Source organism: Pseudomonas sp. GW823-FHT02E01, from assembly GCF_058797535.1.
Genome location: NZ_JBXAJS010000009.1, coordinates 15,563 through 41,239 on the forward strand (window position 1 = coordinate 15,563; position 25,677 = coordinate 41,239).

General features: G+C 61.2%; 27 protein-coding genes and 1 pseudogene. 22 read left to right on the forward strand and 6 right to left on the reverse strand.

The genetic code is table 11. The annotated features are described in order from the left end of the window. The first annotated feature begins 301 nt into the window (after positions 1 to 301). The 5 genes from AC1RDQ_RS21065 (at position 302) to ycaC (ending at position 4,388) form a co-directional block, all read left to right on the forward strand. Positions 302 to 568: a DUF6124 family protein gene (locus tag AC1RDQ_RS21065; protein ID WP_340315491.1), complete on the forward strand. Its 267-nt coding sequence runs from the start codon at positions 302 to 304 to the stop codon at positions 566 to 568. 268 nt (positions 569 to 836) lie between these two features. After that, the gene (locus AC1RDQ_RS21070) at positions 837 to 1,253 is read left to right on the forward strand and encodes a DoxX family protein (protein WP_057715507.1); all 417 of its coding nucleotides are present in this window, start codon (positions 837 to 839) and stop codon (positions 1,251 to 1,253) included. Then, on the forward strand, positions 1,246 to 1,854 hold the full coding sequence (locus AC1RDQ_RS21075) for an antibiotic biosynthesis monooxygenase (protein ID WP_057715506.1): 609 nt from the start codon (positions 1,246 to 1,248) through the stop codon (positions 1,852 to 1,854). The genes AC1RDQ_RS21070 and AC1RDQ_RS21075 overlap by 8 nt, the downstream gene beginning before the upstream one ends. Beyond that, positions 1,854 to 3,692 (forward strand): amidohydrolase, encoded by a 1,839-nt coding sequence (locus AC1RDQ_RS21080; protein WP_057715505.1) that lies wholly within the window; start codon positions 1,854 to 1,856, stop codon positions 3,690 to 3,692. The genes AC1RDQ_RS21075 and AC1RDQ_RS21080 overlap by 1 nt, the downstream gene beginning before the upstream one ends. Positions 3,693 to 3,761: 69 nt before the next feature. Further along, positions 3,762 to 4,388, forward strand: coding sequence for an isochorismate family cysteine hydrolase YcaC (ycaC, locus tag AC1RDQ_RS21085; RefSeq protein WP_008004800.1), 627 nt, complete (start codon positions 3,762 to 3,764; stop codon positions 4,386 to 4,388). Between the two features lie 122 nt (positions 4,389 to 4,510). On the opposite strand, the gene AC1RDQ_RS21090 is transcribed toward ycaC, so the two are convergent. Beyond that, positions 4,511 to 5,938, reverse strand: a complete 1,428-nt coding sequence (locus AC1RDQ_RS21090) for a mechanosensitive ion channel domain-containing protein (protein ID WP_492588018.1) — start codon at positions 5,936 to 5,938, stop codon at positions 4,511 to 4,513. A gap of 145 nt (positions 5,939 to 6,083) precedes the next feature. Here AC1RDQ_RS21090 and AC1RDQ_RS21095 point away from each other — a divergent pair, with 145 nt between their 5' ends. Further along, positions 6,084 to 6,980, forward strand: a complete 897-nt coding sequence (locus AC1RDQ_RS21095) for a LysR family transcriptional regulator (protein WP_492588019.1) — start codon at positions 6,084 to 6,086, stop codon at positions 6,978 to 6,980. 152 nt (positions 6,981 to 7,132) lie between these two features. Here AC1RDQ_RS21095 and AC1RDQ_RS21100 read toward each other — a convergent pair whose 3' ends face one another. The 3 genes from AC1RDQ_RS21100 to gspG form a co-directional block, all read right to left on the reverse strand. Next, complete coding sequence (locus AC1RDQ_RS21100; RefSeq protein WP_492588020.1) at positions 7,133 to 7,681, reverse strand: hypothetical protein; 549 nt, start codon at positions 7,679 to 7,681, stop codon at positions 7,133 to 7,135. Between the two features lie 172 nt (positions 7,682 to 7,853). Then, complete coding sequence (locus AC1RDQ_RS21105; protein WP_090457830.1) at positions 7,854 to 9,041, reverse strand: type II secretion system F family protein; 1,188 nt, start codon at positions 9,039 to 9,041, stop codon at positions 7,854 to 7,856. A 14-nt stretch (positions 9,042 to 9,055) separates the two neighbouring features. Further along, on the reverse strand, positions 9,056 to 9,490 hold the full coding sequence (gspG, locus tag AC1RDQ_RS21110) for a type II secretion system major pseudopilin GspG (protein ID WP_057715501.1): 435 nt from the start codon (positions 9,488 to 9,490) through the stop codon (positions 9,056 to 9,058). A 196-nt stretch (positions 9,491 to 9,686) separates the two neighbouring features. Between gspG and AC1RDQ_RS21115 the strand changes: the two genes are divergently transcribed. The 15 genes and pseudogenes from AC1RDQ_RS21115 (at position 9,687) to AC1RDQ_RS21185 (ending at position 22,784) form a co-directional block, all read left to right on the forward strand. Further along, entirely contained in the window at positions 9,687 to 10,295 is a 609-nt protein-coding gene (locus tag AC1RDQ_RS21115) for a transglycosylase SLT domain-containing protein (RefSeq protein ID WP_057715500.1), read from the forward strand. 472 nt (positions 10,296 to 10,767) lie between these two features. Next, the gene (locus AC1RDQ_RS21120) at positions 10,768 to 11,424 is read left to right on the forward strand and encodes an SCO family protein (protein ID WP_492588021.1); all 657 of its coding nucleotides are present in this window, start codon (positions 10,768 to 10,770) and stop codon (positions 11,422 to 11,424) included. Beyond that, positions 11,412 to 11,768, forward strand: a pseudogene (locus AC1RDQ_RS21125) (thioredoxin domain-containing protein); the annotation flags it as partial. The gene AC1RDQ_RS21120 and the pseudogene AC1RDQ_RS21125, both read left to right, overlap by 13 nt. Before the next feature lie 9 nt (positions 11,769 to 11,777). Then, entirely contained in the window at positions 11,778 to 13,328 is a 1,551-nt protein-coding gene (locus AC1RDQ_RS21130; protein WP_492588022.1) for an ABC transporter substrate-binding protein, read from the forward strand. 369 nt (positions 13,329 to 13,697) lie between these two features. Continuing rightward, complete coding sequence (locus AC1RDQ_RS21135) at positions 13,698 to 14,231, forward strand: response regulator (RefSeq protein ID WP_057715495.1); 534 nt, start codon at positions 13,698 to 13,700, stop codon at positions 14,229 to 14,231. An 83-nt stretch (positions 14,232 to 14,314) separates the two neighbouring features. Then, complete coding sequence (locus tag AC1RDQ_RS21140) at positions 14,315 to 16,021, forward strand: GspE/PulE family protein (protein ID WP_492588023.1); 1,707 nt, start codon at positions 14,315 to 14,317, stop codon at positions 16,019 to 16,021. After that, complete coding sequence (locus AC1RDQ_RS21145; RefSeq protein WP_057715493.1) at positions 16,002 to 16,805, forward strand: hypothetical protein; 804 nt, start codon at positions 16,002 to 16,004, stop codon at positions 16,803 to 16,805. The genes AC1RDQ_RS21140 and AC1RDQ_RS21145 overlap by 20 nt, the downstream gene beginning before the upstream one ends. Position 16,806: 1 nt before the next feature. Beyond that, on the forward strand, positions 16,807 to 17,352 hold the full coding sequence (locus AC1RDQ_RS21150) for a PilN domain-containing protein (RefSeq protein ID WP_492588025.1): 546 nt from the start codon (positions 16,807 to 16,809) through the stop codon (positions 17,350 to 17,352). Further along, entirely contained in the window at positions 17,339 to 17,887 is a 549-nt protein-coding gene (locus tag AC1RDQ_RS21155) for a GspMb/PilO family protein (RefSeq protein ID WP_090454711.1), read from the forward strand. The genes AC1RDQ_RS21150 and AC1RDQ_RS21155 overlap by 14 nt, the downstream gene beginning before the upstream one ends. Then, positions 17,887 to 18,405 (forward strand): hypothetical protein, encoded by a 519-nt coding sequence (locus AC1RDQ_RS21160; RefSeq protein ID WP_492588027.1) that lies wholly within the window; start codon positions 17,887 to 17,889, stop codon positions 18,403 to 18,405. Before AC1RDQ_RS21155 ends, AC1RDQ_RS21160 begins: the two co-directional genes overlap by 1 nt. Then, positions 18,402 to 20,228: a secretin GspD/PilQ domain-containing protein gene (locus tag AC1RDQ_RS21165; RefSeq protein ID WP_057715489.1), complete on the forward strand. Its 1,827-nt coding sequence runs from the start codon at positions 18,402 to 18,404 to the stop codon at positions 20,226 to 20,228. The genes AC1RDQ_RS21160 and AC1RDQ_RS21165 overlap by 4 nt, the downstream gene beginning before the upstream one ends. A 2-nt stretch (positions 20,229 to 20,230) precedes the next feature. After that, positions 20,231 to 20,704: a type II secretion system protein gene (locus AC1RDQ_RS21170; RefSeq protein ID WP_090454714.1), complete on the forward strand. Its 474-nt coding sequence runs from the start codon at positions 20,231 to 20,233 to the stop codon at positions 20,702 to 20,704. 4 nt (positions 20,705 to 20,708) lie between these two features. Then, positions 20,709 to 21,083 (forward strand): type II secretion system protein, encoded by a 375-nt coding sequence (locus tag AC1RDQ_RS21175; protein WP_057715487.1) that lies wholly within the window; start codon positions 20,709 to 20,711, stop codon positions 21,081 to 21,083. Next, positions 21,058 to 21,597: a type II secretion system protein gene (locus AC1RDQ_RS21180; RefSeq protein ID WP_492588028.1), complete on the forward strand. Its 540-nt coding sequence runs from the start codon at positions 21,058 to 21,060 to the stop codon at positions 21,595 to 21,597. The genes AC1RDQ_RS21175 and AC1RDQ_RS21180 overlap by 26 nt, the downstream gene beginning before the upstream one ends. Before the next feature lie 863 nt (positions 21,598 to 22,460). After that, positions 22,461 to 22,784, forward strand: coding sequence for a DUF6124 family protein (locus tag AC1RDQ_RS21185; protein ID WP_057715485.1), 324 nt, complete (start codon positions 22,461 to 22,463; stop codon positions 22,782 to 22,784). Positions 22,785 to 22,952: 168 nt separating this feature from the next. Here the strand turns inward: AC1RDQ_RS21185 and AC1RDQ_RS21190 are convergent, their stop codons facing one another. Beyond that, on the reverse strand, positions 22,953 to 23,393 hold the full coding sequence (locus AC1RDQ_RS21190; RefSeq protein ID WP_492588029.1) for an NUDIX hydrolase: 441 nt from the start codon (positions 23,391 to 23,393) through the stop codon (positions 22,953 to 22,955). 89 nt (positions 23,394 to 23,482) lie between these two features. Further along, positions 23,483 to 24,856, reverse strand: a complete 1,374-nt coding sequence (gene ppnN / locus AC1RDQ_RS21195; RefSeq protein WP_057715483.1) for a nucleotide 5'-monophosphate nucleosidase PpnN — start codon at positions 24,854 to 24,856, stop codon at positions 23,483 to 23,485. A 233-nt stretch (positions 24,857 to 25,089) separates the two neighbouring features. Between ppnN and AC1RDQ_RS21200 the strand changes: the two genes are divergently transcribed. Then, a complete protein-coding gene (locus tag AC1RDQ_RS21200; RefSeq protein WP_492588030.1) occupies positions 25,090 to 25,617 on the forward strand; it encodes a DUF3087 family protein in 528 nt (175 codons plus the stop codon). Positions 25,618 to 25,677 lie beyond the last annotated feature (60 nt).

The following is a 25,677-nucleotide window of genomic DNA, read 5'->3' on the forward strand; positions in this document are numbered from 1 at the left end:
CCACACCGCCTTGCGTCGTTGCCTACAACTACGCCAGAATCCGCCGGCTTGTGAGTCTTGGCCCTGATCTCTATCGTTCTCCACGTCGCTGCCCATTCAGCGATCGGGTTTAGCAGCTCGGTAAATTTCAAGGCTCGCCAGTGTCACCTTCAGATCAGTTCGATCTGCAATTTGGTGGCTGTGCGTGGGGCACTTCGGTGCGCCGGGTTCCTTGATCCCTGGTCTGCTAACCCGCGTACAGCCGCCACCCAATTCGTTTAGCAGCGACTTGTGGCGGCTCCATTGATCAAGGAGCTTGACCATGTTCAAACCCACCCCCAATCCCCCGAAAGCCCCGGCACCACCACGCAACCCCAGCACGATGTTTCTCATCGCCCCCGACATCAACACCGAAACCCTCTTGGCCCACGCCTGCGAATCCCTCGCCTCGGCCAGCATCATGGCCAGCGATCTTGCTGGATTTCTGCAAAGCCCTCATCGCAATGCGCTGCTGGGGATTGCGCAGATCATCATGTTGGGTGAGCTGGCGGTGAATCGGGCGCTGGATAATCTCGACCCGCAAGACTAGTCCAGTAGCAGCAAGCAACGAGCAACCCTGTGGGAGCGAGCTTGCTCGCGATGGACGTCAACGATAACGCGTGCTGCCTGATTGATCGTGTTGTCCAGACGTTTTTCGCGAGCAAGCTCGCTCCCACAGGGTTCTATGTCGTTTGGTCGATCTCGGTCTTCCCGCAAACAGAGCACGTACATTCAATTTTTCCTTCCTCCGCCCCGGCACTATCGAATCCTGTCCCGGCGCATCGACGCCGGTGGTTTTTCATTTGTGCGGGTAGGCCATGGACACTTCGCGAAGTGATGATCGGGCGCAAGACTGGGGGCTGCTGTTCCTGCGGGTCAGCGGCGGGTTGTTCCTGTTGTGGGTGCATGGCTTGCCCAAGCTGCTTCACTACAGTGCCGAGCTGCAAAACATCGAAGACCCCTTCCACCTGGGCACGAATCTGACGCTGATGCTGGCGATTTTCGCCGAGGTGGTGTGCCCGCTGCTGATCGTCGCCGGGTTGCTGGCGCGTCTAGCGTGTTTGCCTATTCTGTTTTTGCTGTGGGTGTCGATGTTGATCGTGCATCCGCAGTGGACGCTCTTCGAAGGCCAGTTCGGCTGGCTGCTGCTGATCGTGTTCACCAGCATTTTCATCGCCGGGCCGGGACGCCTGGCACTCAATGTCCGTTTCGCCGGAGCCTTGCGTTATGTCTGAATCCAATCGCCGTGAGCCGGCAAGTCCGGGGCCTGATGAGGTGGTGACCCTGATCGTCAAGCACCGGGTCAAGGCCGGTTTCGAAGTGCCTTATGCAGCCTGGCTGCGCAACATCGTCAAGGTGGCCGCGCAGAACGTCGGGCACTTGGGCGTGGATGTGGTGCGTGGCAAGAATGCTGGCCTGGACACCTACACCTGCGTGCTGCGCTTTTGTTCGACCGAGGCGATGCAGCGCTGGCTCGATTCACCGCAACGCCAGGAACTGGTCGATGAAGCCGCGCCGATGCTGGCCGATGGCGACCAGACCGAAGTCAATCCGGTCAACGAGTTCTGGTTCTCGCCCCAGGCCGAGGCCAGTACGCCACCGCCGCGCTGGAAGCAGGCTGTGGTGACGCTGCTGGTGATCCTGCCGCACACCTTGCTGGTGCCGCTGCTATGGGGGCCGTTGTTGCGGCTCAATGCCTTGCTCTCCAATTACGTGGTGGCCACGTTTCTGATCACCCTGACCATCGTGCTGTCGGTGGTTTACATCTTCATGCCCATGGCGACGCATCTGTTCGCGCCCTGGCTGTCTCCCGCCACATTGCACGAGGAACCGTGATGAACGCCGATCTGATTCTGTTCAATGGTCAATTCCATACCGTTGACCGCGAAAAACCGCTCGCCAGCGCCGTGGCGATCAGCGACGGGCGTTTTGTCGTGGTCGGCAACGATGCCGAAGCCATGGCCCTGCGGGGCTCGAACACCCAGGTGATCGACCTCAAGGGGCGTTGCGTGATCCCCGGGCTCAACGACTCACACTTGCACCTGATCCGTGGCGGCTTGAACTACAACCTGGAACTGCGTTGGGAAGGTGTGCCGTCACTGGCCGATGCCTTACGCATGCTCAAGGAGCAGGCCGACCGCACGCCGACCCCGCAGTGGGTGCGGGTGGTCGGTGGCTGGAACGAATTCCAGTTCGCTGAGAAGCGCATGCCGACCCTGGCGGAGCTCAATCAGGCGGCGCCAGACACGCCGGTTTTCGTGCTGCACCTGTACGACCGCGCCTTGCTCAACCGCGCCGCGTTGCGTGTCGCCGGCTACACCCGTGATACACCGAATCCGCCAGGCGGCGAGATCGTGCGTGACGCCAATGGCGAGCCGACCGGCATGCTGGTGGCGCGGCCCAACGCGATGATTCTGTACTCGACCCTGGCCAAGGGGCCGAAGCTGCCGCTGGAGTATCAGGTCAACTCGACCCGTCAGTTCATGCGCGAACTCAATCGCCTGGGCCTGACCAGTGCCATCGATGCCGGCGGCGGTTTCCAGAATTACCCGGACGATTACCAGGTGATCGAGCAGTTGGCAAAGGACGAGCAACTGACCGTGCGCATCGCCTACAACCTGTTCACCCAGAAACCGAAGGAAGAGTTGACCGACTTCAAGAACTGGACCGGCAGCGTGAAGCTGCACCAGGGCGATGATTTCCTGCGACACAACGGCGCCGGGGAAATGCTGGTGTTCTCGGCGGCGGACTTCGAAGACTTCCTCGAACCGCGCCCGGACCTGCCGCAAACCATGGAAGCCGAACTGGAGCCGGTGGTGCGCCATCTGGTCGAGCAACGCTGGCCGTTCCGTTTGCACGCCACCTACAACGAATCCATCAGCCGCATGCTCGATGTGTTCGAGAAGGTTAATCGCGACATTCCGTTCAACGGCTTGCCGTGGTTTTTCGACCACGCCGAAACCATCACCCCGCAGAACATCGAGCGGGTGAGGGCGCTGGGCGGCGGCATCGCGATTCAGGATCGCATGGCGTTCCAGGGTGAATATTTCGTCGAGCGTTACGGCGCGAAAGCGGCCGAAGCCACGCCACCGATCAAACGCATGCTGGCCGAAGGCGTACCGGTGGGTGCCGGTACCGACGCCACGCGGGTGTCGAGCTACAACCCGTGGACCTCGCTGTACTGGATGGTCAGCGGTCGCACCGTCGGAGGTATGGAATTGCACGCCGAAGGCCTTTCACGCCTGACGGCGCTGGAACTGTTCACCCACGGCAGCGCCTGGTTCTCCTCGGAGCAAGGCAAGAAGGGCCAGATCAAGGTCGGGCAACTGGCTGACGTCGCGGCCCTCAGTGCAGATTTTTTCAGCGTCGATGAAGAGGCGATCAAGTGGATCGAGTCGGTATTGACCGTGGTCGGCGGCAAGGTGGTGTACGGCGCCGGTGACTTCGAGAAGCTCGGGCCGGCCAGCGTGCCGGTGCTGCCGGACTGGTCGCCGGTGGTGAAGGTGCCGGGCCACTGGCGCCCGACTTCGCCGATGCAGGCCCAGGTTCACCATTGCAGCGGCCCGTGCGCGGTGCATTCCCACAGTCATGAACGGGCGCGCCTGTCGAACGCGCCGGTCAGCGATTTCGCCGGTTTCTGGGGCGCCTTTGGCTGCTCGTGTTTTGCCTTCTGACTCTTTTAAAAAAGCGCCGGCCCAACAGGTCGGCGCTGACTGCAACAACCATCCACCAAGGAGTTTCCAATGAGCAACGTTCCCTACAAACGCCTGAACAAAGACGATGCTGTGGTATTGCTGGTCGACCACCAGACCGGTCTGATCTCGCTGGTACAGGATTTCTCGCCCAACGAGTTCAAGAACAACGTGCTGGCGCTGGGCGACATCGCCAAGTTCTTCAAACTGCCGACCATCCTCACCACCAGTTTCGACAGCGGTCCGAACGGTCCGATCGTGCCGGAGCTCAAGGCGCAGTTCCCGGACGCGCCGTTCATTGCACGCCCGGGCCAGATCAACGCCTGGGACAACGAAGACTTCGTCAAGGCGATCAAGGCCACCGGTCGCAAGCAACTGATCATTGCCGGTGTGGTGACCGACGTGTGCGTGGCGTTCCCGACACTGTCAGCCATTGCCGAAGGCTTTGAGGTGTTTGTGGTGACCGACGCTTCCGGCACCTTCAACACCACCGTGCAACAAGCGGCCTGGGCGCGCATGTCGGCCGCCGGTGCACAACTGCTGAACTGGTTCTCCGTGGCCTGCGAGCTGCAAGGCGACTGGCGCAACGACATGGAAGGCCTGGCCAACCTGCTGTCCGAACGCCTGCCGAACTATCGCAACCTGATCAACAGCTACACCAAATTTACCGCTAAGTAAGAAGTACACCTGTGGGAGCGAGCTTGCTCGCGATGGCGGCGTATCAGTCGACACACATGTTGACTGACAGAAAGCTATCGCGAGCAAGCTCGCTCCCACAGATTTTTTGTGTGATCACTTGATCAGCGACTCTGCAACCAACTCAAAAACCCACCTTTCCTGACCGCTACCGGTTTGGCCATCAACGCCATCCGGCTGTTCTGCTGGCGCACCGCCTGCAGCTTGTTCAACGCCCGGTCGACTTCCCGTCGTTGCGCCATGCAGTTGCGGGTCAGTGATTTGTCGAGGCGGTAGATGATGCTTGAGGTCATGGCGGTGAACCGTGCCTGGGACGGCGTGTCGGCGAGGATGCTTTGTTCGCCCATGACTTCACTCGGCCCCATGCGCCCGGCTTCGATCTGCGTGCTGCCGTTGGGGACGGTGGCGCTGACCACGCCGGTGGCGATGACGAACAGGCTGTCCGGTACTTCCTCCAGATCCAGCACCACCTCACCGGCCGCGTATTGCTGCGCCACCATGTTCTGGGCCAGGTGATCCCGTTCCTCGGCGCTCAGGGAGCGGAATATTTTCACTTCATCGAGCAAGGCCCGTGCACGGGTCGACGGCTCGATCACGCCATCGGGTTGCCGGGAAATGCCTGCCGCTTCGAGGTGCCGATGGGCCAGGTCGAACAGTTGATTGCGCACTTCACCCTTTTTGCCCAATTCGGCGATGAAGCCGCTGGCCACGTATTCGGACATGGTTTCGCCGGCCTCCTTGAGCACGGCTTTCGGCGCCGGATCGAGCAGCAGACTGCTACTGCCCTGAAGGGTGCGGTCCAGGGCATCGAGTACCCGGCGCGGGCGGATGTGGTTGGGCACCTGAATGCTGATCGACACGCCGTGCATATTGAACGGGCGGCTGAGATTGACGATCTTTGCCTTGGCCGCCACCGAGTTCGGCACCACAGCGGTGCTGCCGGCGCTGGTCAGCAGGTGGGTGGCACGCCAGTCGATATCCAGCACCTTGCCTTCAATACCGTCGATGGAAACCCGGTCATCGACCTGATACGGCTTGGTGGTATTGAGCACGATGCCGGAGAACACGTCGCTCAAGGTGCTCTGCAATGCCAGACCCACCACGATGGCGACGACGCCGGAGGTCGCCAGCAAACCTTTCACCGGCAGCTCCAGCACGTAGCCGGCGGCGGCCACCACGGCAATCAGGAACACCAGTGCACCGATGACATCCTGCAACAGCCGGCCGCTATGGCCGATGCGCCGCATCAGGGCCAGGCCGATCACTTCGGTCAGCACCCGCGCGGCGTACAGCCACCAGAGAATCCCCAGTGCCGTGGCCCCCAGTTGTGCCACGCGATCATCGGCAAACAACGGCGCCTGCAACGGGCTGACGCCGGCGTTGATGAGCACCGCGCTGAACAGCACAAACAGCGCCAGGCGCACACCGACCCGGCTGACGCGATGCTTGAATGGCGCGAGGTGCCAGAGCAGGGCGTCGATGCCCAGCAGCAGGGTGCTCAGTGAGAGCAGGTGACCAAGGAGAAAGGACATGGGGAAACTCCATTTAAATGCTTGTGGCAAACAGATCGCAGATCCTTCGGGGAAGGTGATTTCAGTGCAGTGAACGAAGATTAATGGTGTGTCAGGAAGGGAAAAAGCGGCTATAACGTGTTTGACTGTCAACCGGGAAGTGACAATGAACCCCTTCGAAGATATGCGTATTTTTTGCCAGGTCATGGACTCCGGCAGCTTCACGGCGGCCGCCGATCAACTGGGGCTGTCCAAGCAGTTTGTCAGCCGCCGCTTGATGCAACTCGAAGAGCGCCTGGGCGTGCGCTTGCTCAATCGTTCGACCCGGCGCCTGGATGTCACGCCGCTGGGGCAGAGCTATTACGAGTCAGCCTTGCGTCTGCTCAGCGAAGTCGAACAAGTGGAGCAGGGCATCGCCGGCCAGACCACCGAGCCACGGGGGGCCATTCGTGTGAGTGCGCCGCTGTCGTTCGCGCTGGCGCATCTGGGCTGCTTGTTGCCGGTGTTTTTGCAGCGCTATCGCGACGTGACGGTGGAGATGGATTTGAGCGATCGTCCCGTGGATTTGCTCGGTGAGGGCTACGACCTGGCGCTGCGCATCGGCACACTGGAAGACTCGACACTGATCGCCCGACGCATTGCCTCCATTGAGCGGGTGTACTGCGCAAGCCCGGCGTACCTGACCGAACGCGGCACACCGCTCAAGCCTGAAGATTTGCACGGTCACGACTGCCTGCCGTACGGCCATGGTCGACAGGTGCAATGGCGGTTTGCAGGGCAGGGCAAGCCATTGAGCGTCAATGTCAGCGGGCGGATGCGGGTCAACAACGGTGAATTGCTCAAGGACGCGGCGATTGCCGGGCTGGGGATCACGTATTTGCCGACGTTCATTGTTGGCTCGGCGTTGAAGGATGGACGACTGGTGGAAGTGCTGGAGGATTTTCGGCCGGAGCCGCTGACGTTGTCGGCGGTCTATCCGCAACACCGGCAGAGTTCGCGGCCGGTGCAGGCGCTGGTTGAGTTCTTGCGCGAGGAACTGGATCAGTCTGAGGGTGGGTTGTAGAGCGGCGGATTGCCTGACTCACATCGGCCACTGTGGGAGCGAGCTTGCTCGCGATGGCGTCGTGTCATCCAACATTGAAGTCGTCTGACACTCCGCCATCGCGAGCAAGCTCGCTCCCACAGGGTTTTGTGTTGCATGGGAATCAGTGGGAATCAGCTCCTTTTGTCATCACCGGGCTCGGTATGGACACCGCGGTCATCCCCAGGCTCGCCATTGGCATGGACACCATGGTCATCACCGGGCTCGCCATTGGCATGAACGCCATGATCGTCGCCGACTTCACCGGACCGATGAACGCCATGGTCGTCCCCGGGTTCATCATGGGTGCCGCTGCGTCCTGAGGACGAGACCGATCCGGAGTGGCTCGAACCGCTGTTGGCACTGCCATGGCCACTGTTGCTGCCATGGTCGCCACTGTGGCCGCTGCCGCTGTTGCCACCACTGCCGCTTCCACCATGACTGCCGCCGCCGCCGCCGCCGCCGCCGCCGCCGCCGCCACCGCCGCCACCACCGCTACCACCACCGCCGCCACCGTGACTGCCGCCACCACCACTTCCGCCACCACCGCCACCACCGCCACCACTACCCCCATCCTTGGCCTGAGCACTGGAAACTCCAGACAAACTGTCCGGAATCAATACGGTAGACGCCGACAGAACCGCGCCAATAGCTACTGCCAGTAAAAGCTTATTGATGAGCATGTCGTTCTCCGTCCTTTAATTCAGATTGGAACCTTCATGAACAGTGCAATGTGCTGATTTTTCCCCGTGGGAACTTGATGAACAGTTCAGCGCACCGATTTATTCGGTGGGAACATTGAAAAATAGTGCAGCGTTCAGCCGGACCCGCGTCTAAAGGGTCAGCGTCAAAGAGTCAATGAATGCTCGAGGCCAGCTCGAAAATCGGGATGTACATCAGGATCACGATCACCCCGATCAACAGACCGATGAAGGTCATGAGCAAGGGTTCGAACAGCCGCACGAACCATTCGATCCAGCGGCTGATTTCTTCGTCGTAGAAGTCGGCGCTGCGCTCCATCATCTGCCCGAGGTTGCCGGACTGTTCGCCGGCTCGCAGCAGGCGCAGGGACACGGGGGTCACCAGGTGATTGAGTTCCAGCGCGGCAGAAAGTGATTGCCCCTCGCGCACCCGGTCGCAGGCCTGGTCCAGGCGCGTGCGGGAGGCGACGGTGAGCAGGCCACGGACCATGCCCATGGCGGTGACCAGGGGAATGCCGCCTTGCAGCAGAATCCCCAGTGAACGGTAGAAGCGCGCCAGTTCATACATGAAGATGCGTTGGTGCACCGCAGGGAGTTTTTCGATCAGGCGGTCCAGCCCCCGACGAAAGGCCGGCTGGCGCTGGAGCAGGGTGAGGGCGACGATGATGGCCAGCAAACCACCGAAGAATTCACCCTGGTGGGCGTGCAGGAACATGCCGCTGCTCATCAGGATCTGCGACATCCAGGGCAGGTTCGACCCCAGCCCTTCAAACACCAGGCTGAAGCGCGGCACGACATACCCCATCAAAAACAAAACCACGCCACCGCCCACCACCAGCAACAGCAAGGGGTAGATCGAAGCGCTGATGATCTTTTGGCGAACCTCGTCCATGCGTTGGCGATAGCTGACATAACGGCCCAGGGCATCGCCCACGGCGCCGGTCTTTTCACTGGACTGCACCAGCGCCACGTACAACGGGGGGAAAACCGCCGACAGCTGGCTCAAGGCCTGGGAAAACGATTTGCCCTCGTAAAGCAGGCGGACCAACTCGTTCAAGGTCTTGCGGGCCTGTGGCGCGTTTTCCTTTTCCGCCAGGCTTTCCAGGGCATCGATCAACGGCAGGCCGGCGTTGAGCAGGGTGGTCAGTTCCTGGCTGAACAACACCAGGTTGAACGTCTCGCGCTTGTGCAGGCGCAAGGCGCGCCAATGTCGTTCGGCGTGCAGGCTGACCACCCGCAGGCCCTGATCTTCGGCGATGCGCCTGGCTTCGCTGTGCCCCGGTGCCTCGACGGTCATCGAGACCACACCGGCCTTGCCGACGGCCTTGAGATGAAAGCGCATGGTCGCCATTCCCGTCAGTTCCAGTTGGTGACTTCGGCGTTCTCGCCTTCGCCACCGGGCTGCCCGTCCTTGCCCATGGACAACAGGTCGTACTCGCTGTTTTCACCGGGATAGCGATAGGCGTAGTTGCGGCCCCAGGGGTCTTGCGGGAGTTTTTTCTGCAGGTACGGGCCGGTCCAGCGCGGTTCGTCGGCGGGGGCGGTGACCAGCGCCTGCAAACCCTGTTCGGTGGACGGGTAATGGCCAACTTCCAGACGGTAAAGGTCCAGTGCCTTGCTCAAGCCTTCTATCTGCGCCTTGGCCACTTTCACTTCGGAGCGACCCAGTTGGGCGAAATACTTCGGCGCCACGATGCCGGCCAACAGCCCCAGTACCACCAGCACCACCAACAGTTCGAGCAAGGTGAACCCGCTTTGGGTTCGCCGGGCATAACACAGTCGCTGATTCATGATGACCTCATAACAGTCGGCAGCAGAGTTGCCATGTAGTTGCATGCAATTGCCATGCTCACGATTGCCGACCCTTGCGCGCCCCCCTTGCTACGGGCCTTCTCGCTTACGGCACAGTGCTTGCGTATGGCTGGTGCACGACTGGCCATTGGGGCAATACCCCCAATTTTCGGGGCCGGAAAGGGGAGGTATAACAATGAAGACACTCACCGCCGGATTGCTGGGTTTCCTTGTGTTGGCCAGCGCCGCACAGGCCGATGTGTTTGTTTCCGTGGACGCCAATGGCGGCTACGTCCTGTCCAATGTCCACCGCCCCGGACGCCACTATGAACGGGTGATTCGTGAGCCCGATGCGCCGGTGGTCAGCCTCGATCAGCAACCGCAGATGATCGCCGCGCAACCCTATGCCGAGCTGGTGGCGGCGGCGGCCACGGCCAACGAACTGCCGGCGGCGCTGCTGCACGCAGTGATCAAGACCGAATCGAGCTACAACGCCCGCGCCACCTCACCCAAGGGCGCTCGCGGGCTGATGCAATTGATGCCCGCCACCGCCCGCGAAATGGGGGTGACCAATGTCTACGACCCCAAGGCCAACATCCAGGGTGGCGCCCGCTATCTCAAGCGCCTGATGACGATGTTCGACAACGATATCCGGCTTGCCGTGGCGGCCTATAACGCCGGCCCGCAAGCGGTGCTCAGCCGGGGCAATGTGGTCCCGCCGTTCGCCGAAACCCAGCGTTATGTGCCCAGTGTGCTGAAGCAGTATCGGCGTTTGCAGGGGTTGCCCGCGGATGCGCCGCTGTGATCGAACACCCGGGGAAATTTCCCCAATAGTGGGGAATAGTGGCCCCGGCGAAAAAGGGGGGGGATTGGGTGGGGAATATCCCCCGGCCTATCAAGTCGTGATCATAACAAGCTGATTAATAACGTATTTTTTTGTGGCATGCGGATTGCTCCGGTCGATTTATCGAGAAGTGTTCCCCCGATAACCCGCAGCGAGGCCCGAGTCCATGATCGGCATATCCCACGCTTGGTCCTTGATTGATTTGCTTACCCCCCCTGTGGGAGCGAGCTTGCTCGCGATGACTGCTTTCCACTCGCCAACGATGTCGACTGTCAGTCCGCTATCGCGAGCAAGCTCGCTCCCACAACGGGGCGGGTAAGACAGGTACAGATCGGTAAAGAGGAATGTTGCTGAAAACAGGACCAACCCTTGTCCGGCGTCGTGCCGGGATTTCGGGTCAGTCCCGGTGATACCCACTAACGAGGAAACCGACATGGACCGATTCGCGCATTGCGGCCTGCTGACGTTTTGCCTGTTGGCCTTCGGTATCGACCAGGCGCTGGCTCACTCGACGGACGAGCACACCGGGCACGACACGGCGGCCAGCACCGCCAGCCCGGAGAACGCCCGTATCAGATTTGCCGACGTGGCCTTGCTGGACCAGAACGGCAAGGTCGTCAACCTGGAAAAAGACCTGGTCAGCAACAAAATCGTGGTCATGGGTTTCATTTACACCCGTTGCACCACGGTCTGCCCGGTGATGTCCTCGATCATGGGCAGGGTACAGAAACATTTGGGCGCGCGGGTCGGCACCGAGGTGCAATTGGTGTCCATCAGCATCGACCCGCAGCGTGATGATCCCCAACGCCTGAACGACTACGCCCGCACCTTCCAGAAAGGGCCGGGCTGGAGCTGGCTGACCGGTTCGCCGCAGGCGGTCGATGCCACGCTCAAGGGCCTGGGTGTCTACAGCGGCAACTTCGAGAACCACTCGCCACTGATTCTGGTGGGGGACGGCAACAACCGCTACTGGACCCGCTACTACGGTCTCACCGAACCGGCGGAGCTGGCCCGGGCCGTCGAGAGGCTCAGAGGCGAACGCAACGCCCACGCCAAGCACACCGCCATCGCCATGGAGCACCAGCCATGAGCGCCATGGACAGGAAAACCTGCTTCCCCGACACACCCTTGCAGGACCAGAACGGCAGCACCTTTATCTCCCTTACCAGTGATCCGCTGCGCAACACGCCAGCGGTACTCAAGGCTTGCACCTTGAAACAGGGCATCGATGGGCCCCACTGGTTTTTTCTTACCGAAGACAAGGTGCAAATGGACCTTGTATGGGGTCGCATCGACCAGATCGTGCCGACCCCCTTGCAGCACTCCACACGGTTGATCGTCGGTGACGCGGCGAACAAGCGCTGGAGCAAAATCCGTCCCGCCGCCATTGCCCAGCGCTTGCAGTTGCTGACAATGCCCGTGGCCCGTCGCTGAGCCACGGCCATGAATACTGCCCTCGTCCTTGGCCTGCTGCTCTTCGGCAGCATCGCGCTCACCGCCCAGGCGCTGCCGCTGAGCCTTAGCGAAAGTGCCGGTAAACGGTTGTACCACGAAGGCGTGTCGGCCAGCGGCGAACCGATCATGGTCCGGGTCGGCGCAGCGGGCGTGCTGCTGCCGGCCACCCGCCTGCCGTGCGCCAATTGTCATGGCGAGGATGGCCTCGGGCGCCCGGAAGGCGAGGTGCGACCGCCGGACCTGCGCTGGTCTCGACTGGCCAGCAGTCAAGGCCAGCAGCACATCAACGGCCGCAGTTATCCGGCCTACAGCGAAATCACCCTGGCGCGGGCGGTGCAAGAGGGGCGCGACCCGGGCAACAATCGGCTCGATCCGACGATGCCACGGTTCGTGTTGTCGATGATCGATCAACGCAACCTCACGGCGTACCTCAAGCACCTGGCCGAAGACCGCGTTCCGGGACTGGCCCCCGACAGTCTGCACCTGGGTACGTTGTTGCCGGGTTCCGGCCCCTTGGGCGAAGAGGGCATCACGGTGGCGGCGGTGCTCAATGGCTGCGTGGCGCGCATCAACGAGGCGGGCGGAATTCATGGCCGGCAGTTGCGCCTGACCATCCTCGACCCCGGCGCCGACCGCGCCAGTGCCGAAAAGGCGCTGGACCGGTTGATCAATGAAGAGCAGGTGTTTGCCCTGATCGCACCGATGGCGCCGGCATTGGACCTGAACTTCGCCATGCGTCTGGAACAGGCCGGCATTCCCCTGATCGGGCCGCTGTCCTTGCAGGGCACGCTCCACACCAGCCCGCAGATATTCGAGCCACTGCCGGGCCTTCGCGACCAATTGATCGCCCTGGCCAACTACGCCAGTACGAGCCTGCGGGTGCTTCAGGGGCCGACGCTGATCGCCTATCCGGACGAACCCGGCCAACGCCTGGCGGCGCAGGAACTCAGCAAGTACTTGCAGGGGCACGCCTGGCAAAAGGTGCGCCTGCAAGCCTATGACCCGGCCGGGGATGATTTTCCCTTGGGGTCGCGCTCGGTGTTTTACCTGGGCAGCAGCAGCGGCTTCAGTCGTCTGGCCGAGCGCTTGCAAACGGCGGGGCAGGTGCCTTACCTGTTCGCCGCCTCGAACCAGGTGGCGGGCAATCTGATGCAGGTGCCCAGCGGATTTTCCCGACGGGTATTCCTGGCCTATCCGTTCGTGCCAAGCGACTGGACCCAGGCCGGGCGCCTGGCCTTGACCCAGTTGCGCGAACACCAGGGCCTCGGTGGCCAGCATGCGGTGCTGCAAGTGGGCGCGTTCAGTTCGATGATGCTGCTCAGCGAAGGCATGAAGCAGGCCGGGCGCAATGCCAGTCGCGAGAAGCTGGTCAGGGCCCTGGAAGGCTTGCGTGACTTCGATACCGGGCTGACACCGCTGATCAGCTTTGGTCCGGGCCGGCGCCTGGGCTTGAGCGGTGCCCATATCGTCACGGTGGATCTGCCGGACCAGCGTTTCTATCTGGTCGCGCCCTATAAACCCATTGCTGCCAAGCCCTGACCGGAGGCCGATCATGAAACTCGATACCGCCCGGTGCAGACGCTTCCACTGGCGAAACCGCAGGGCTACGCTTAACCGGGAAGAGGGCGTCGGCGTCATTGTGCTCGCGCAATCGAATCGAATCGAACGGATTGACGATCAATAGGGGGTTTCCCCAACAGTGGGGGGAAAAGTCCAGTGCCAATCACGTCGCTTTCCCCGTTTTTGGGGGATGGAATTGCGTTACGAAAAGGCATTGTTTTTTAAATTCAAGGACATGAAGTCCTCAAATTACCGGTGCCCAGCCTGGCATGAAGTGTGCGTTAGTCCTGTCAGGACGCGCACTCCGTCAGGTTCAAAATCCGGACCTGCGGTTTCAAGGAGTCCACCTTGTTGAATAAAGTACTGGTTGTTGATGACGAACAGTTGCTGGCGGAGAACCTCCAGGGTTACCTGCAGGCGCAAGCACTGGAAGTCCGGATTGCCCACGACGGTGCGAAAGGAATCGCTGAAGCCGATGATTTCGCGCCCGATGTGATGGTGTTCGATTACCGCTTGCCCGATATGGAAGGCTTTCAGGTGCTCGATGCCGTCCGCCAGAACAGGAAGTGTCATTTCGTGCTGATCACAGGGCATCCAACCGCAGAGGTTTGCGAGCGGGCCCGGCAACTGGGTGTCAGCCATATCCTGTTCAAACCGTTTCCATTGGCGGAATTGGCCCGTGCCGTGCTTGATCTTCTGGGCAGGCAACGCGAACCCAAAGTGGGGGTGAGCACTTCCGAAGGCTTTGTCGAACGACGCCAGAGCAGGACCGAGAGTTTCCCGCTGCAGTTGTACGACGGTAGCTGGGTGCTGGCAGATCGCCGAAAAAATACATCGGCCTCCAAGGCGCCAGACGACGAACAGTTGCTCACCGGGGAGTAGTGGCGCGACAAGACGTTCCGGCCTCCGCCGAATGGCTCGCCGCGCCGACAGGGCCCAAAGCCCCGGGCGTAGGAGAGCAAGCCATGGACCGTCTATCCTTTGCCGTAGAACCGGCGCAACCGGAATGTTCACCGACTCGTTTTACCAGTGAGCAACTGGCCCAGGCCCGAGCCCTGGCCACCAGTTCCGGCGAGCGGATGCTGGACGCCCTGGGGCGGCTGTGCGCACTGGCTCCCATGCCTTTCATTCAATGCCTCGGCGTAACCCTGCATTACCCGGTGCTCGACACCGACAGCCTGTTCAATTCCACGCCGGTGTTCGACCGGGTGACCCTGGCCCAATGCCTCAAGCGCGAATTCACCCTGTTGCGTCACAACGATGCGGTCATCGGAGTGTTCGCCGACCCCTTCGACAGTGCGCGCCTGGCCTGGATCGATGAGTGCCTGCAAGGCGCGCCGCTGTACCTGGTGCATGCCGATGACCTGAAGGCCTATCTGGCGCGCCACGAAGAAAGCTTCCATGCGGTGGAGTCGCTCAACGCCCAGAGCGACGCCGGCGCCGAAACCGATAACCTGCAAAGCCTGTCCCTGACCAGCATCAGCGAAGATTCCAGCGTCGTGGTCAAACTGGTCAACTCGACCCTGTACGACGCGCTGAAAATGCACGCCAGCGACATCCACCTCGGCACCACCGGCAACGGTCTGGTGATCAAGTACCGGATCGACGGCGTGCTCAACAACATCAGCAAAATCCAGGGCAGCGAGTTCGCCGAGCAAGTGATTTCCCGGGTCAAGGTCATGGCCGAACTGGACATCGGCGAAAAACGCGTGCCCCAGGATGGTCGCTTCAAGATCGGCATCAGCGGCCGGCAGATCGACTTCCGGGTGTCGATCATGCCGAGCATTTTCGGCGAAGACGCGGTGCTGCGGGTACTCGACAAACAGGACCTGGCGGACAAGGTCTGTGGCGTGCAGTTGCAGGCCCTGGGCTTTGAAGAAGAAACCCTGCGCCAGCTGCGCCGGCTGGCCGCCGAACCCTACGGCATGGTGCTGGTGACCGGGCCGACCGGTAGCGGCAAAACCACCACCCTGTACGCGATGATCACCGAGATCAACCACGGCGTGGACAAGATCATCACTATTGAGGACCCGGTGGAGTATCAACTGCCGGGCGTGCTGCAAATCCCCGTCAACGAGAAGAAAGGCCTGACCTTCGCCCGGGGCCTGCGCTCGATCCTGCGCCATGACCCGGACAAGATCATGGTCGGTGAAATCCGCGACCCGGACACCGCACAGATCGCCGTGCAATCGGCGCTCACCGGTCACCTTGTGTTCACCACCATTCACGCCAACAACGTGTTCGACGTCATCGGCCGTTTCACCCAGATGGAAATCGATCCCTACAGCCTGGTCTCGGCACTCAATGCCGTACTGGCCCAGCGTTTGATCCGCCTGGTCTGCACCAGTTGCAGCAGCCTCTACAGCCCGACGCAAGAAGAGTTGGAGGTCTCGGGGCTTGATCCGCAAAAGGTCGCTCACTACCGGTTCGTCCACGGCAAGGGCTGCGGGCATTGTCGGGGTACCGGTTATCGCGGGCGTAGCGCAATTGCCGAGTTGCTGCACCTGGACGACGAATTGCGGCAAATGATCGTCGAGCGCCAGCCCATTTCGAAAATCAAGGCGCACGCCTGTAAACGTGGCTTGCGCCTGTTGCGCGAGTCGGCGCTGGAGATGGTGGAACAAGGCCGGACGACTCTCGAGGAGATCAATCGTGTCACTTTTATCTCGTGAGCAATTTGTCGCCGTGCTCGGCGCAAGCGGTGTTGGCCTGGGGCAGCGGCAAGGCGCTGCAACCCACTGGCTGGGCAGCGTCGGCTACATTGACGAAGGCTTCCAGGCCTGGACGGTGGCCCTCGATACCCTCGACCGTTTGTTGGCCGAACACACCGTTGCCAGGGCGGAACTGACGGTGGTGATCTCCGGGCACTTCAGTCGCTATTGCCTGGTGCCCTGGAGTGAGCAGATCAGTAGCCCGGCCGAATTGCTCGGCTTCGCCCAACTGTGTTTCGAAGACCTCTACGGTGCCCCGACACAACCCTGGAGCCTGGTGCTCTCGGCCGAACCCGCCGGTTACGACCGCATCGCCACCGCGCTGCCACAGGACTTGCTCGAACGCCTGCGCGCCCTGGTCAGGGCTCGCGGTTTGCGCTTGCGTTCGGTACAGCCGTACCTGATGACGGCGTTCAACCATTTCGATAAAAGCTTTGAGGCCGGGGATTTCCTGTTCGTGGTCGCCGAACCGGTGCGCAGCGTGTTGCTGCTGGCCAGGGAAGGGCGCTGGACCTCGGTGCGATCGGTGGGCAGCAGCGACAGCGATGCGGCGCTGACCGCGTTGATCGGTCGAGAACACCAGTTGCAGGCTTCCAGCAGCGAACGGCCGTTGAATGTCTACCTGCATGCACCGGCGCGCATCGATTCGCCTCCTGACGTGCCTGGTGTGCATCTGCGCACCCTCGAAGAAGACCGGACAGCCGTACGCGATTGCCTGTACCTCATGTCTCGGGCGGTGGCCTGACATGCGCCCCCTGATGCTCGACTTTCAGCCGCGCCGCCGTGCAGGCCCCTTGGGCTGGAGCCTGCTGGCCGGTGGCGTGGTGCTGACACTGACCTGCCTGCTGGTGCAACAGCACCTGAGCCACGAGGCCGAACTACAGCAAGGTCATCTGCAAATCACACAGCGAGTGCTCACCGGCGATACCGGCAGCAAGCTCAGCCTGACCCCGGCGCAAATTCGTGAGCAGGCGCATAACCTGGCGGAAATGCGCAAGGTCTCCCAGCAGTTGCGCCGCCCTTGGGAACGCCTGTTCGCCACCCTCGAAGCCATGCCGCGGGACAACATTGCCCTGCTGACCCTGACCCCGGACGCCCGCAAGGGCCAGGTGCGGATCAGCGCCGAGGCGCTGGACCTGGACGCCATGCTCGATTTCCACCGCCGTCTCGAAGCCAGCGACGAGCTGTCCGACGTATCGCTGCTGAGCCACGAAATTGTCGCCAACGTGCCGGAACACCCGGTGCAGTTCAACCTGTCGGCTACCTGGGAGATCGGCGATGCAAATCCATAAATTGATCGTCCACGAATACCTGCAAGGCCTGGGCGTTCCGGGGCTGGCAGGGATGGCCATGCTGGTGCTGGCGCTGAGCTATGGCCTGGTGGGGTTGCTGCCGAACTGGGAGTCGCTGCAAAGCCTCAGCCAGCAGACTCGCGAAGCCACCGAGTACCTGGCCAAGGTCGAAGACGGCAGCGTGGCCGCGCCGGTGGTGCCGCAGCGCCAGCTCGACGATTTTCGCAGCAAGTTACCGTCCCAGCCCCAGGCCACCGTGGCCATCGACAAGATCTACGCCCTGGCCGCCCAGGAACGCATCACCTTGTCCCGGGGTGAATACTCCCTGGGCGTGGACCCCAAGACCCACCTGGCCCGTTATCAGATTCTGCTGCCGGTACGTGGCAGCTATCCGCAACTGCGGCGTTTCCTGCACGCCTTGCTCGGCCAGTTGCCGGCGGTGGTGCTCGAGGATGTGGAGCTACAGCGCAAGAACATCGCCGATACCGACCTGACCGGGCGGATCCGCATGACCCTTTACCTGTCGAGGTCATGATGAATACCAAACGAGTGTCGGGGTGGGTGGCGTTCTTCGGTGTAGCGGCAGCGCTCGCCTGGCTCCCCGAATACTTCAATCAGGCCGACGACAGCGACCTTGCGGTGGCCACCGTGGCTACGCCAGCCAAGGACAAGACCCCTGGCGCATCGACGGCTGCATCGAGCGCCGCTGCGCTGGCGCCGATCAAGGACCTGAGCCCGGCAGGCGACCTGTTCGCCGCCCGTAGCTGGATAGCGGCGCCGGCCCTTGGCACCGTCACTGAACAACCGGTAGTCGTTACTCCTGTGGTGCAAGTCCCCACTGCACCACCGTTGCCCTTCCAGTTTGTCGGCAGGCTGGATGACCGTTCCGATCTGCAGGTGTTTTTGCAGAGCGGCGAAAAAATATACGTCGTGCGCAAAGGGGATGTCATCGACGAAACCTGGCGGATCGAGCGGATTTCCGATAAGGAACTGAGCCTGGTCTACCTGCCTCTGCATTTGGCGCAGACCTTGTCTGTGGGGAGTACGGAATGAACAAATCCCGTTTGCTGATGAGCCTTTGTCTCTGCGCGGGGCTGGCCGCATGCAGTTCGGCGCAGGTTGCCAGGGATGAAGCTTCGGCCCTGATCGAATCGGGCCAGTATGAAGCCGGTCTGGCGCGCATCGAAGAAGGATTGCGGGAAAACCCTCGCGATACCGAACTGCACATGGCTCTCAACAGCGGACGGGCCCGCGCCGTGACGGCGCTGCTGACCCAGGCCGACATGGACCGCACCCAGCGTAATTTCGCCGGGGCCCGCATGACTTACAGCCGGGTCTTGAACATCGAACCGAACAACCGTCGTGCCCAGGATTCCCTGCGCCAGCTCGACTACCTGCGCAGCATGGATGAGAAACTCGAACTGGCCCGTGGCGACCTGCGTCGCGGTGACATCTACGGTGCCGACCGCCAGGTCAGACAGATTCTCGAACTGGACCCGAAGAACGAAGGCGCCCTGGAACTGCAAGGCAGCATCCGCCTGGTGCAGAGCCGCAACGTGGTGCAGTACCCACAACTGCGCACGCGCCTTGACCGGCCGGTGACCCTGGAATTTCGCGATGCCAACCTCAAGACCATTTTCGAAGTGCTGTCCCAGGTCGCCGGCCTGAACTTCATCTTCGACAAGGACCTGCGCCCGGACATGAAAGCCACGATCTTCGTACGTGACGTGCGTATCGAAGACGCCGTGGATCTGCTGCTGCAACAGAACCAGCTGCATCAGAAAGTGGTCAATGAAAACACCGTGCTGATCTACCCGGACTCGCCGCAGAAACTCAAGGATTACCAGGAGCTGGTGATGCGCACCTTCTACCTGACCAGCATCGATGCCAACACGGCGTTGAACATGATCAAGACCATGCTCAAGACCCGCGACGTGTTCGTCGATGAGCGCCTCAACACCCTGACCATGCGCGATACCGGTGACGCGGTGCGCATGGCGGAAAAACTCCTGCAATCGCAGGACCAGTCCAACCCGGAAGTGGTGCTGGAAGTGGAAGTGATGGAAGTCGCCCGCCAACGTATTCTCGACCTTGGCTTGCAATGGCCCAACACCTTCGGCGTGGTCAACAGCGATGGATCGGCGGTGACCCTTCTCGATCAGCTCAAGGGCATCAACTCCGGCCGCATCACGATCTCGCCATCGCCCCAGGCCAAGATCAATGCCCAGGACAAGGACATCAATACCCTGGCCAGCCCCGTGATTCGGGTCAGCAACCGCGAACAGGCGCGCATCCACATCGGTCAGCGCGTACCGATCATCAGCGCCACCTCGGTGCCTTCGACCCAGGGCCCGGTGATCACCGAAAGCGTGACCTACCTCGACGTCGGTCTGAAGCTCGAAGTGCAGCCCATCGTGCACCTGAACAACGAAGTGGCGATCAAGATCGCGCTGGAAGTCAGTAACGCCACGCCGCTGACACCGACCGCTCAGGGCACCATTCCGGTCCAGGTCGATACCCGCAACGCCCAGACCACCTTGCGTCTGCATGACGGCGAAACCCAGATCCTCGCCGGTCTGGTGCGCGACGACCACGGCGCCACCGGCAACAAGATTCCCGGCCTTGGCGACATTCCCGGCCTGGGTCGCCTGTTCGGCAGCAACAGGGACGACGTCATCAAATCCGAACTGGTGCTGTCGATCACCCCGCGGATCGTGCGCAATCTGCCGTACCAGAGTCCGTCGGACATGGAATTCCCGACCGGTACCGAAACCAGCATGCACATCCAGGCACCGGACCGTTCGATGAGCACCACGGTTCAGGCCAACCCCATGATCGCCCCGATCGCCACCACCGTTACCGTCGGGAAGCCTTGATCATGAACGCCTCGCAACGCGGTTTTACCCTGGTCGAAGTCGTGGTGACGCTCGCCCTGGTCGGCCTGCTGGCCGGCATGGCCGCACCGCTGACCGAGACCGTGGTGCGTCGGGGCAAAGAGCAGGACCTGCGAACCGCGCTGTACCAGATCCGCGATGCCATCGACGCTTACAAACAAGCCTTCGACGCGGGCTACATCGAGAAGTCGCTCGACAGCAGCGGCTACCCGCCGAACCTGCAAGTACTGGTCGAGGGTGTGCGTGACACGCGCAGCGCAAAGGGCGCCAAGTTCTACTTCCTGCGGCGCATCCCCCGTGACCCGCTGGCAGCCGTCAAGCGTGACGACGAGGGCGGCTGGGGCCTGCGTTCCTATGACAGTTCGGCTGAGAACCCGCGCGAGGGCCAGGACGTCTTTGACGTTTACTCCAAGGCCCGCGGCAAGGGCCTCAATGGCATCGCCTACCGAGAGTGGTGAGCATATGCGTCGGCAAAAGGGCTTTACCCTGATTGAACTGATGGTGGTCATGGCAATCATCGCGACCCTGATGACGATCGCCTTGCCACGCTACTTCAGCAGCCTGGAAGCTTCCAAAGAGACCACCTTGCATCAGAGCCTGTCGTCCATGCGCGAGGCGCTGGATCATTACTATGGAGACACCGGGCGTTATCCCGATTCCATCGAACAGCTGGTCGAACTGCGCTACCTGCGCAACCAGCCTCTGGACCCGATTGCCGAGCGCAAGGACACCTGGGTCATTGTCGCGCCACCGGATGGCGTGGCGGGCGGGGTGGCTGATATCAAGAGTGGGGCCAGCGGGAGGGCGCGTGATGGCAGCCTGTATTCCGAGTGGTAAATCTTCGAACCAGGACGGCTTCACCTACCTGGGTGTGCTGTTTCTGGTCGTCGTGCTGGGCATGGGCCTGGCCAGTGCCGGCGAGTTGTGGGCCACCGCTGCGCGCCGCGATCGCGAAAACCAGTTGCTCTGGGTCGGTACGCAATATGCCCAGGCGCTGCGCAGCTATTACCGCAGTTCGCCCGGTATGGCCCAGTATCCGAAAGAACTCAAGGACCTGTTGCAGGACGAGCGTTTTCCGTCGGCCAGGCATCATCTGCGGCAGTTGTACCCGGAGCCGATGACAGGTGGCGAATGGGAGCTGATGCGTGATTTCGACGGGCGGATCAGCGGTGTGTACTGCCCGTCCGAGCAGAAGCCGCTCAAGCAAGAGAATTTTCCCAGCCAGTGGGCGGACTTCAAAGGCATGGCCAGCTACAAGGATTGGCAGTTCGTGGCCGAGAAAGTCTCCTTCGAAGGTACCGACGGGCCGCCGAAAGAACAGTCCACCGGGCCCCAGGCATTGCAGCCTTGAATCGCAGGAGCGGGATTGCTTGCGAAGGCGGCCTGACAGCCGACCTGTCTTTTTGTTGACCGTGTACATATCCATTGCTGCGGTAACGGCTGCTTATGGTTTCGCCCTTACGGCGAGTCCCTTTTGTCAAACGACACAAAAGGAACCAAAAAGTCTCGCCCCGAACGTACGGCCCCTCGCTGAGGCTCGGCGTTCCTTCGCTGCGGTATTCATCCGGGGGCATTGCCCTCCGGTCGGCTTCGCTTCGACCTACATGCAATGAGTTCGACTGCGTCGAACGGCGCTGCGCGCCAATCCCCGGATAAACACCTCCACTCAGCCTTCCGAGGGGGCGGGTGGATCAAGATCAAGAGCTGCAGGCGAGCTAACGCTCGGCCTGATGAGTGGTGAGAAGCGACGCGGTGGTGCGGGATGCTCTGCTTTTTGCTCTTCTGTGGGAGCGAGCTTGCTCGCGATGGCGGTCTTACAACCAACGATAATCCTTTGGCTCACACCACAGGAATTTGTGGATGTCAGAGGCGGCTGTAGGACCAGGAGTGAGGCTACACCGCCTTGCGTCGTTGCCTACATCTACGCCAGAATCTGCCGGCTTGTGGGCCTTGGACCCTGATTCTATCGTTGCCGGGTCGCTGCAAATTCAGCGATCGGGTTTCGCAGCCCAGGTTAATCAAGGCGCTCAGCGCCACCGTTTCCTTGCAGTTGGCGCTTTTGTTCGCCCACTGTTTTGCGTTATGGCGGCTGTGCGCGGGAGACTTTCGGGTCTGCCGGGTTCCTTGATTCCCGGTCTGCGAACCCGCGTATGGCCGCCACCTTCTTCGTTTCGCAGCGAATTGTGGCGGCTCCATCAATCAAGGAGCTTCGTCATGGTCAAACCCACGCCAAATCCCCCCGAATCAAAAGCCGATACCAGTCAGCGTGCATCAACTCTCCACCTGAAACCTGCCATCCTCAAAAGCATCGCCCCCCACAATCCCAGCACGATGTTCGTCATCGCCCCGAACATCGACACCGAAACCCTGTTGGCCCACGCCTGTGAATCGCTGGCTTCAGCAAGCGTGATGGCGACTGATTTCGCCACGTTTCTGGACGGCCCCCAGCGCAGCATGCTGCTGGGTATCCAGCAGGTAATCATGCTGGCCGACCTGGCAGTCAACCGCGCTCTGGATAACGTTGCCCCATTGGACTAAACACAGAACCTTTGTGGCGAGGGGGCTTGCCCCCGTTGGGCTGCGCACCGGCCCCAAAATCAGGCAATGCGGTTTTTCAGGCTGACCGCGCTGAGTGGATTTGCGACTGCTGCGCAGCCGAACGGGGGCAAGCCCCCTCACCACAGGGGTTGTGTTCGCTTGCACGCTTCAGGCGTTTTCCAGCATCGTGATCAACTGCTCCGGCCACACCGTTTCTCGGGTCTCTTGCAGCTCTGCCACCGACCACCATTTATGGTCAGCCATTACCCGGACTTCGTTAGCCGTCCATCCCTCCCGGGACAGGTGTTCACTGTCGGTACGAACCACGAAATAGCGCTCAACGGACAACACCGTTTCGCCGCTTGGCAGCATCATCGGAAAACTGCGTTCTGCAACGCTCGGCCCCACCGTGTCGATGAGTAAACCCGTCTCTTCAAACAGTTCACGAACCGCCGCAACCTCAAAGGATTCACCCTGCTCAAGCCCCCCACCGGGTGTCGCCCAGTGGCTTTGGCCAGCGAGGGCATCGTTTTTGTGTTGGAAGTGAAACAGCAGAACCTGTTGCGAGGGATTGATCACCAGCAGTCTGGCGGAATTACGTTGGCGCATTTTTTTCTTTCCATAGAGTGCCGCGAACCGCAGCTTTCACTGCGGCTCGCGACGGTAAAGCTCATGTCGGCGTTATTACACCGAAAGGGTTATGCCACCACCCGATAACACGGCACATACGCCGCGCCGCCCGGCAGTTTCATCCGGTGCTGGGCGACGAAGGCTTTGAGCAGCAGGTCCAGCGGTTGCATGATCGCCGCGTCGCCACGGATCTGGTACGGCCCGTGTTCTTCGATCAGGCGGATACCCTTGTCCTTGACGTTGCCGGCGACGATGCCGGAGAACGCGCGGCGCAGGTTCGCTGCCAGTTCGTGGGACGGCAGGTCGAGGCTCAGTTTCAGGTTGGCCATGTTTTCGTGGGTCGGGTCGAACGGGCGCTGGAAGCCTTCGTCGATTTTCAGCAGCCAGTTGAAGTGGAACGCGTCGTTGCGCTCGCGGCGGAACTGCTTGACCGCCTTGAGACCCTGGGTCATCTGCCGCGCCACTTCGGCCGGGTCATCGATGATGATCTGGTAGTGCTGCTTGGCGGTTTCGCCCAGGGTCGCACCGACGAATGCGTCCAGTTGTTCCAGGTACGGCGCGGCGTGTTTCGGCCCGGTGAGGATGACCGGGAAGGGCAGGCCTTCATTGCCCGGGTGCATCAGGATGCCCAGCAGGTACAGGAACTCTTCGGCCGTACCGGCGCCGCCCGGGAAGATGATGATGCCGTGGCCGACGCGGACGAAGGCTTCCAGGCGTTTTTCGATGTCCGGCAGGATCACCAGTTCGTTGACGATAGGGTTCGGCGCCTCGGCGGCGATGATTCCGGGTTCGGTCAGGCCCAGGTAGCGGCCGCCGTGGATGCGTTGCTTGGCGTGGGCGATGGTGGCGCCTTTCATCGGGCCTTTCATCACGCCGGGGCCGCAACCGGTGCAGATGTCCAGGCTGCGCAGGCCCAGTTCGTGGCCGACTTTCTTGGTGTATTTGTATTCTTCGGTGTTGATCGAGTGCCCGCCCCAACACACCACGATCTTCGGCTCGACGCCAGGGCGCAGGGTGCGGGCGTTGCGCAGCAGGTGGAAGACGTAATCGCTGATGCCTTGGGAGCTGCTCAGGTCGATGCGTTGGCTGTCGAGTTCGTTTTCGGTGTAGACGATGTCACGCAGGGCGCTGAACAGCATTTCCCGGGTGCTGGCGATCATTTCACCGTCGACGAAGGCGTCGGCCGGGGCATTCAGCAGTTCCAGGCGCACGCCACGGTCCTGCTGGTGAATGCGGATTTCAAAATCCTTGTAGGCTTCAAGAATGGTCTTGGCGTTGTCGACATGGGCGCCGGTGTTGAGGATGGCCAGGGCGCACTGGCGGAAGAGGGTGTAGGTGCTGCCGGAACCGGCTTCGCTCAATTGCTGGACTTCCCGTTGCGAGAGTGTTTCCAGGCTGCCTTTGGGACTGACGGAGGCGTTGATAACTTGGCGTTGGGTCATTCAATGATCCTTAAAACGATGTCATTCACACAACAACAACGAATGGCATCCGAATAATGTGTACTCATGAAAGAAGATGGCACGAACTGCGCAGTCTCGCCATGTCCCCGCTTGACGATGAAAAGATGAAAAGGGGCCCCAGCATAGCTAAATCCCGCGCAGAGGCGATAATGGCCCGCAGTCTTTTTGCCTCAAACCCCTTTTTACCATTGAAGCTCAGGAAACCCGACGCAATGTTCGAAATCCAGCCGATGAACGCCCAGACCTACCGGCAACAGACACGGCGCAGCACGGTCATCATTGCCCTGATCTTTCTGGCGCTGGCGATGGTGCTGTCCACGGCGGCGGTGGCTCTGTTCGGCACGCCGGGAGGCGACAATCTGCGCTTCAATGCCGGTGGCGTGTTCGTTGCGGTGCTGGCGATGGCAGCGTTGATGCGCAAGGTGTTCTGGCGCCAGGAATGGATGGCGCCAGCGGTCTACAGTTGGCAACTCAAGCGCAGCCTGATGAGCGTTACCAATGTCATGCATCATGTAACGGCGGCCGTGGAAAAGGGCGATCCGGTTGCGATGAAGCTGTTGCGTTTCTACCATTTGGGGTTGAACCAGATGCATCAACTCGATGGCAACTCCAGCGACCATGGCCAGTTGCTCCGCGAAATGGATCAGCACAAGGAACGAATGCAAGCGCTGGGCATCGACACCGAACAGACGCGGCTGGATCCGACGTGGCTGGAGGCGGTAAAGCAGGCGTCGCGCTAACATCATTGCGAGCCTGTATCAGGCATAGTCAGCAAAAGAGGCGATCAGGAAGAGTCGCCC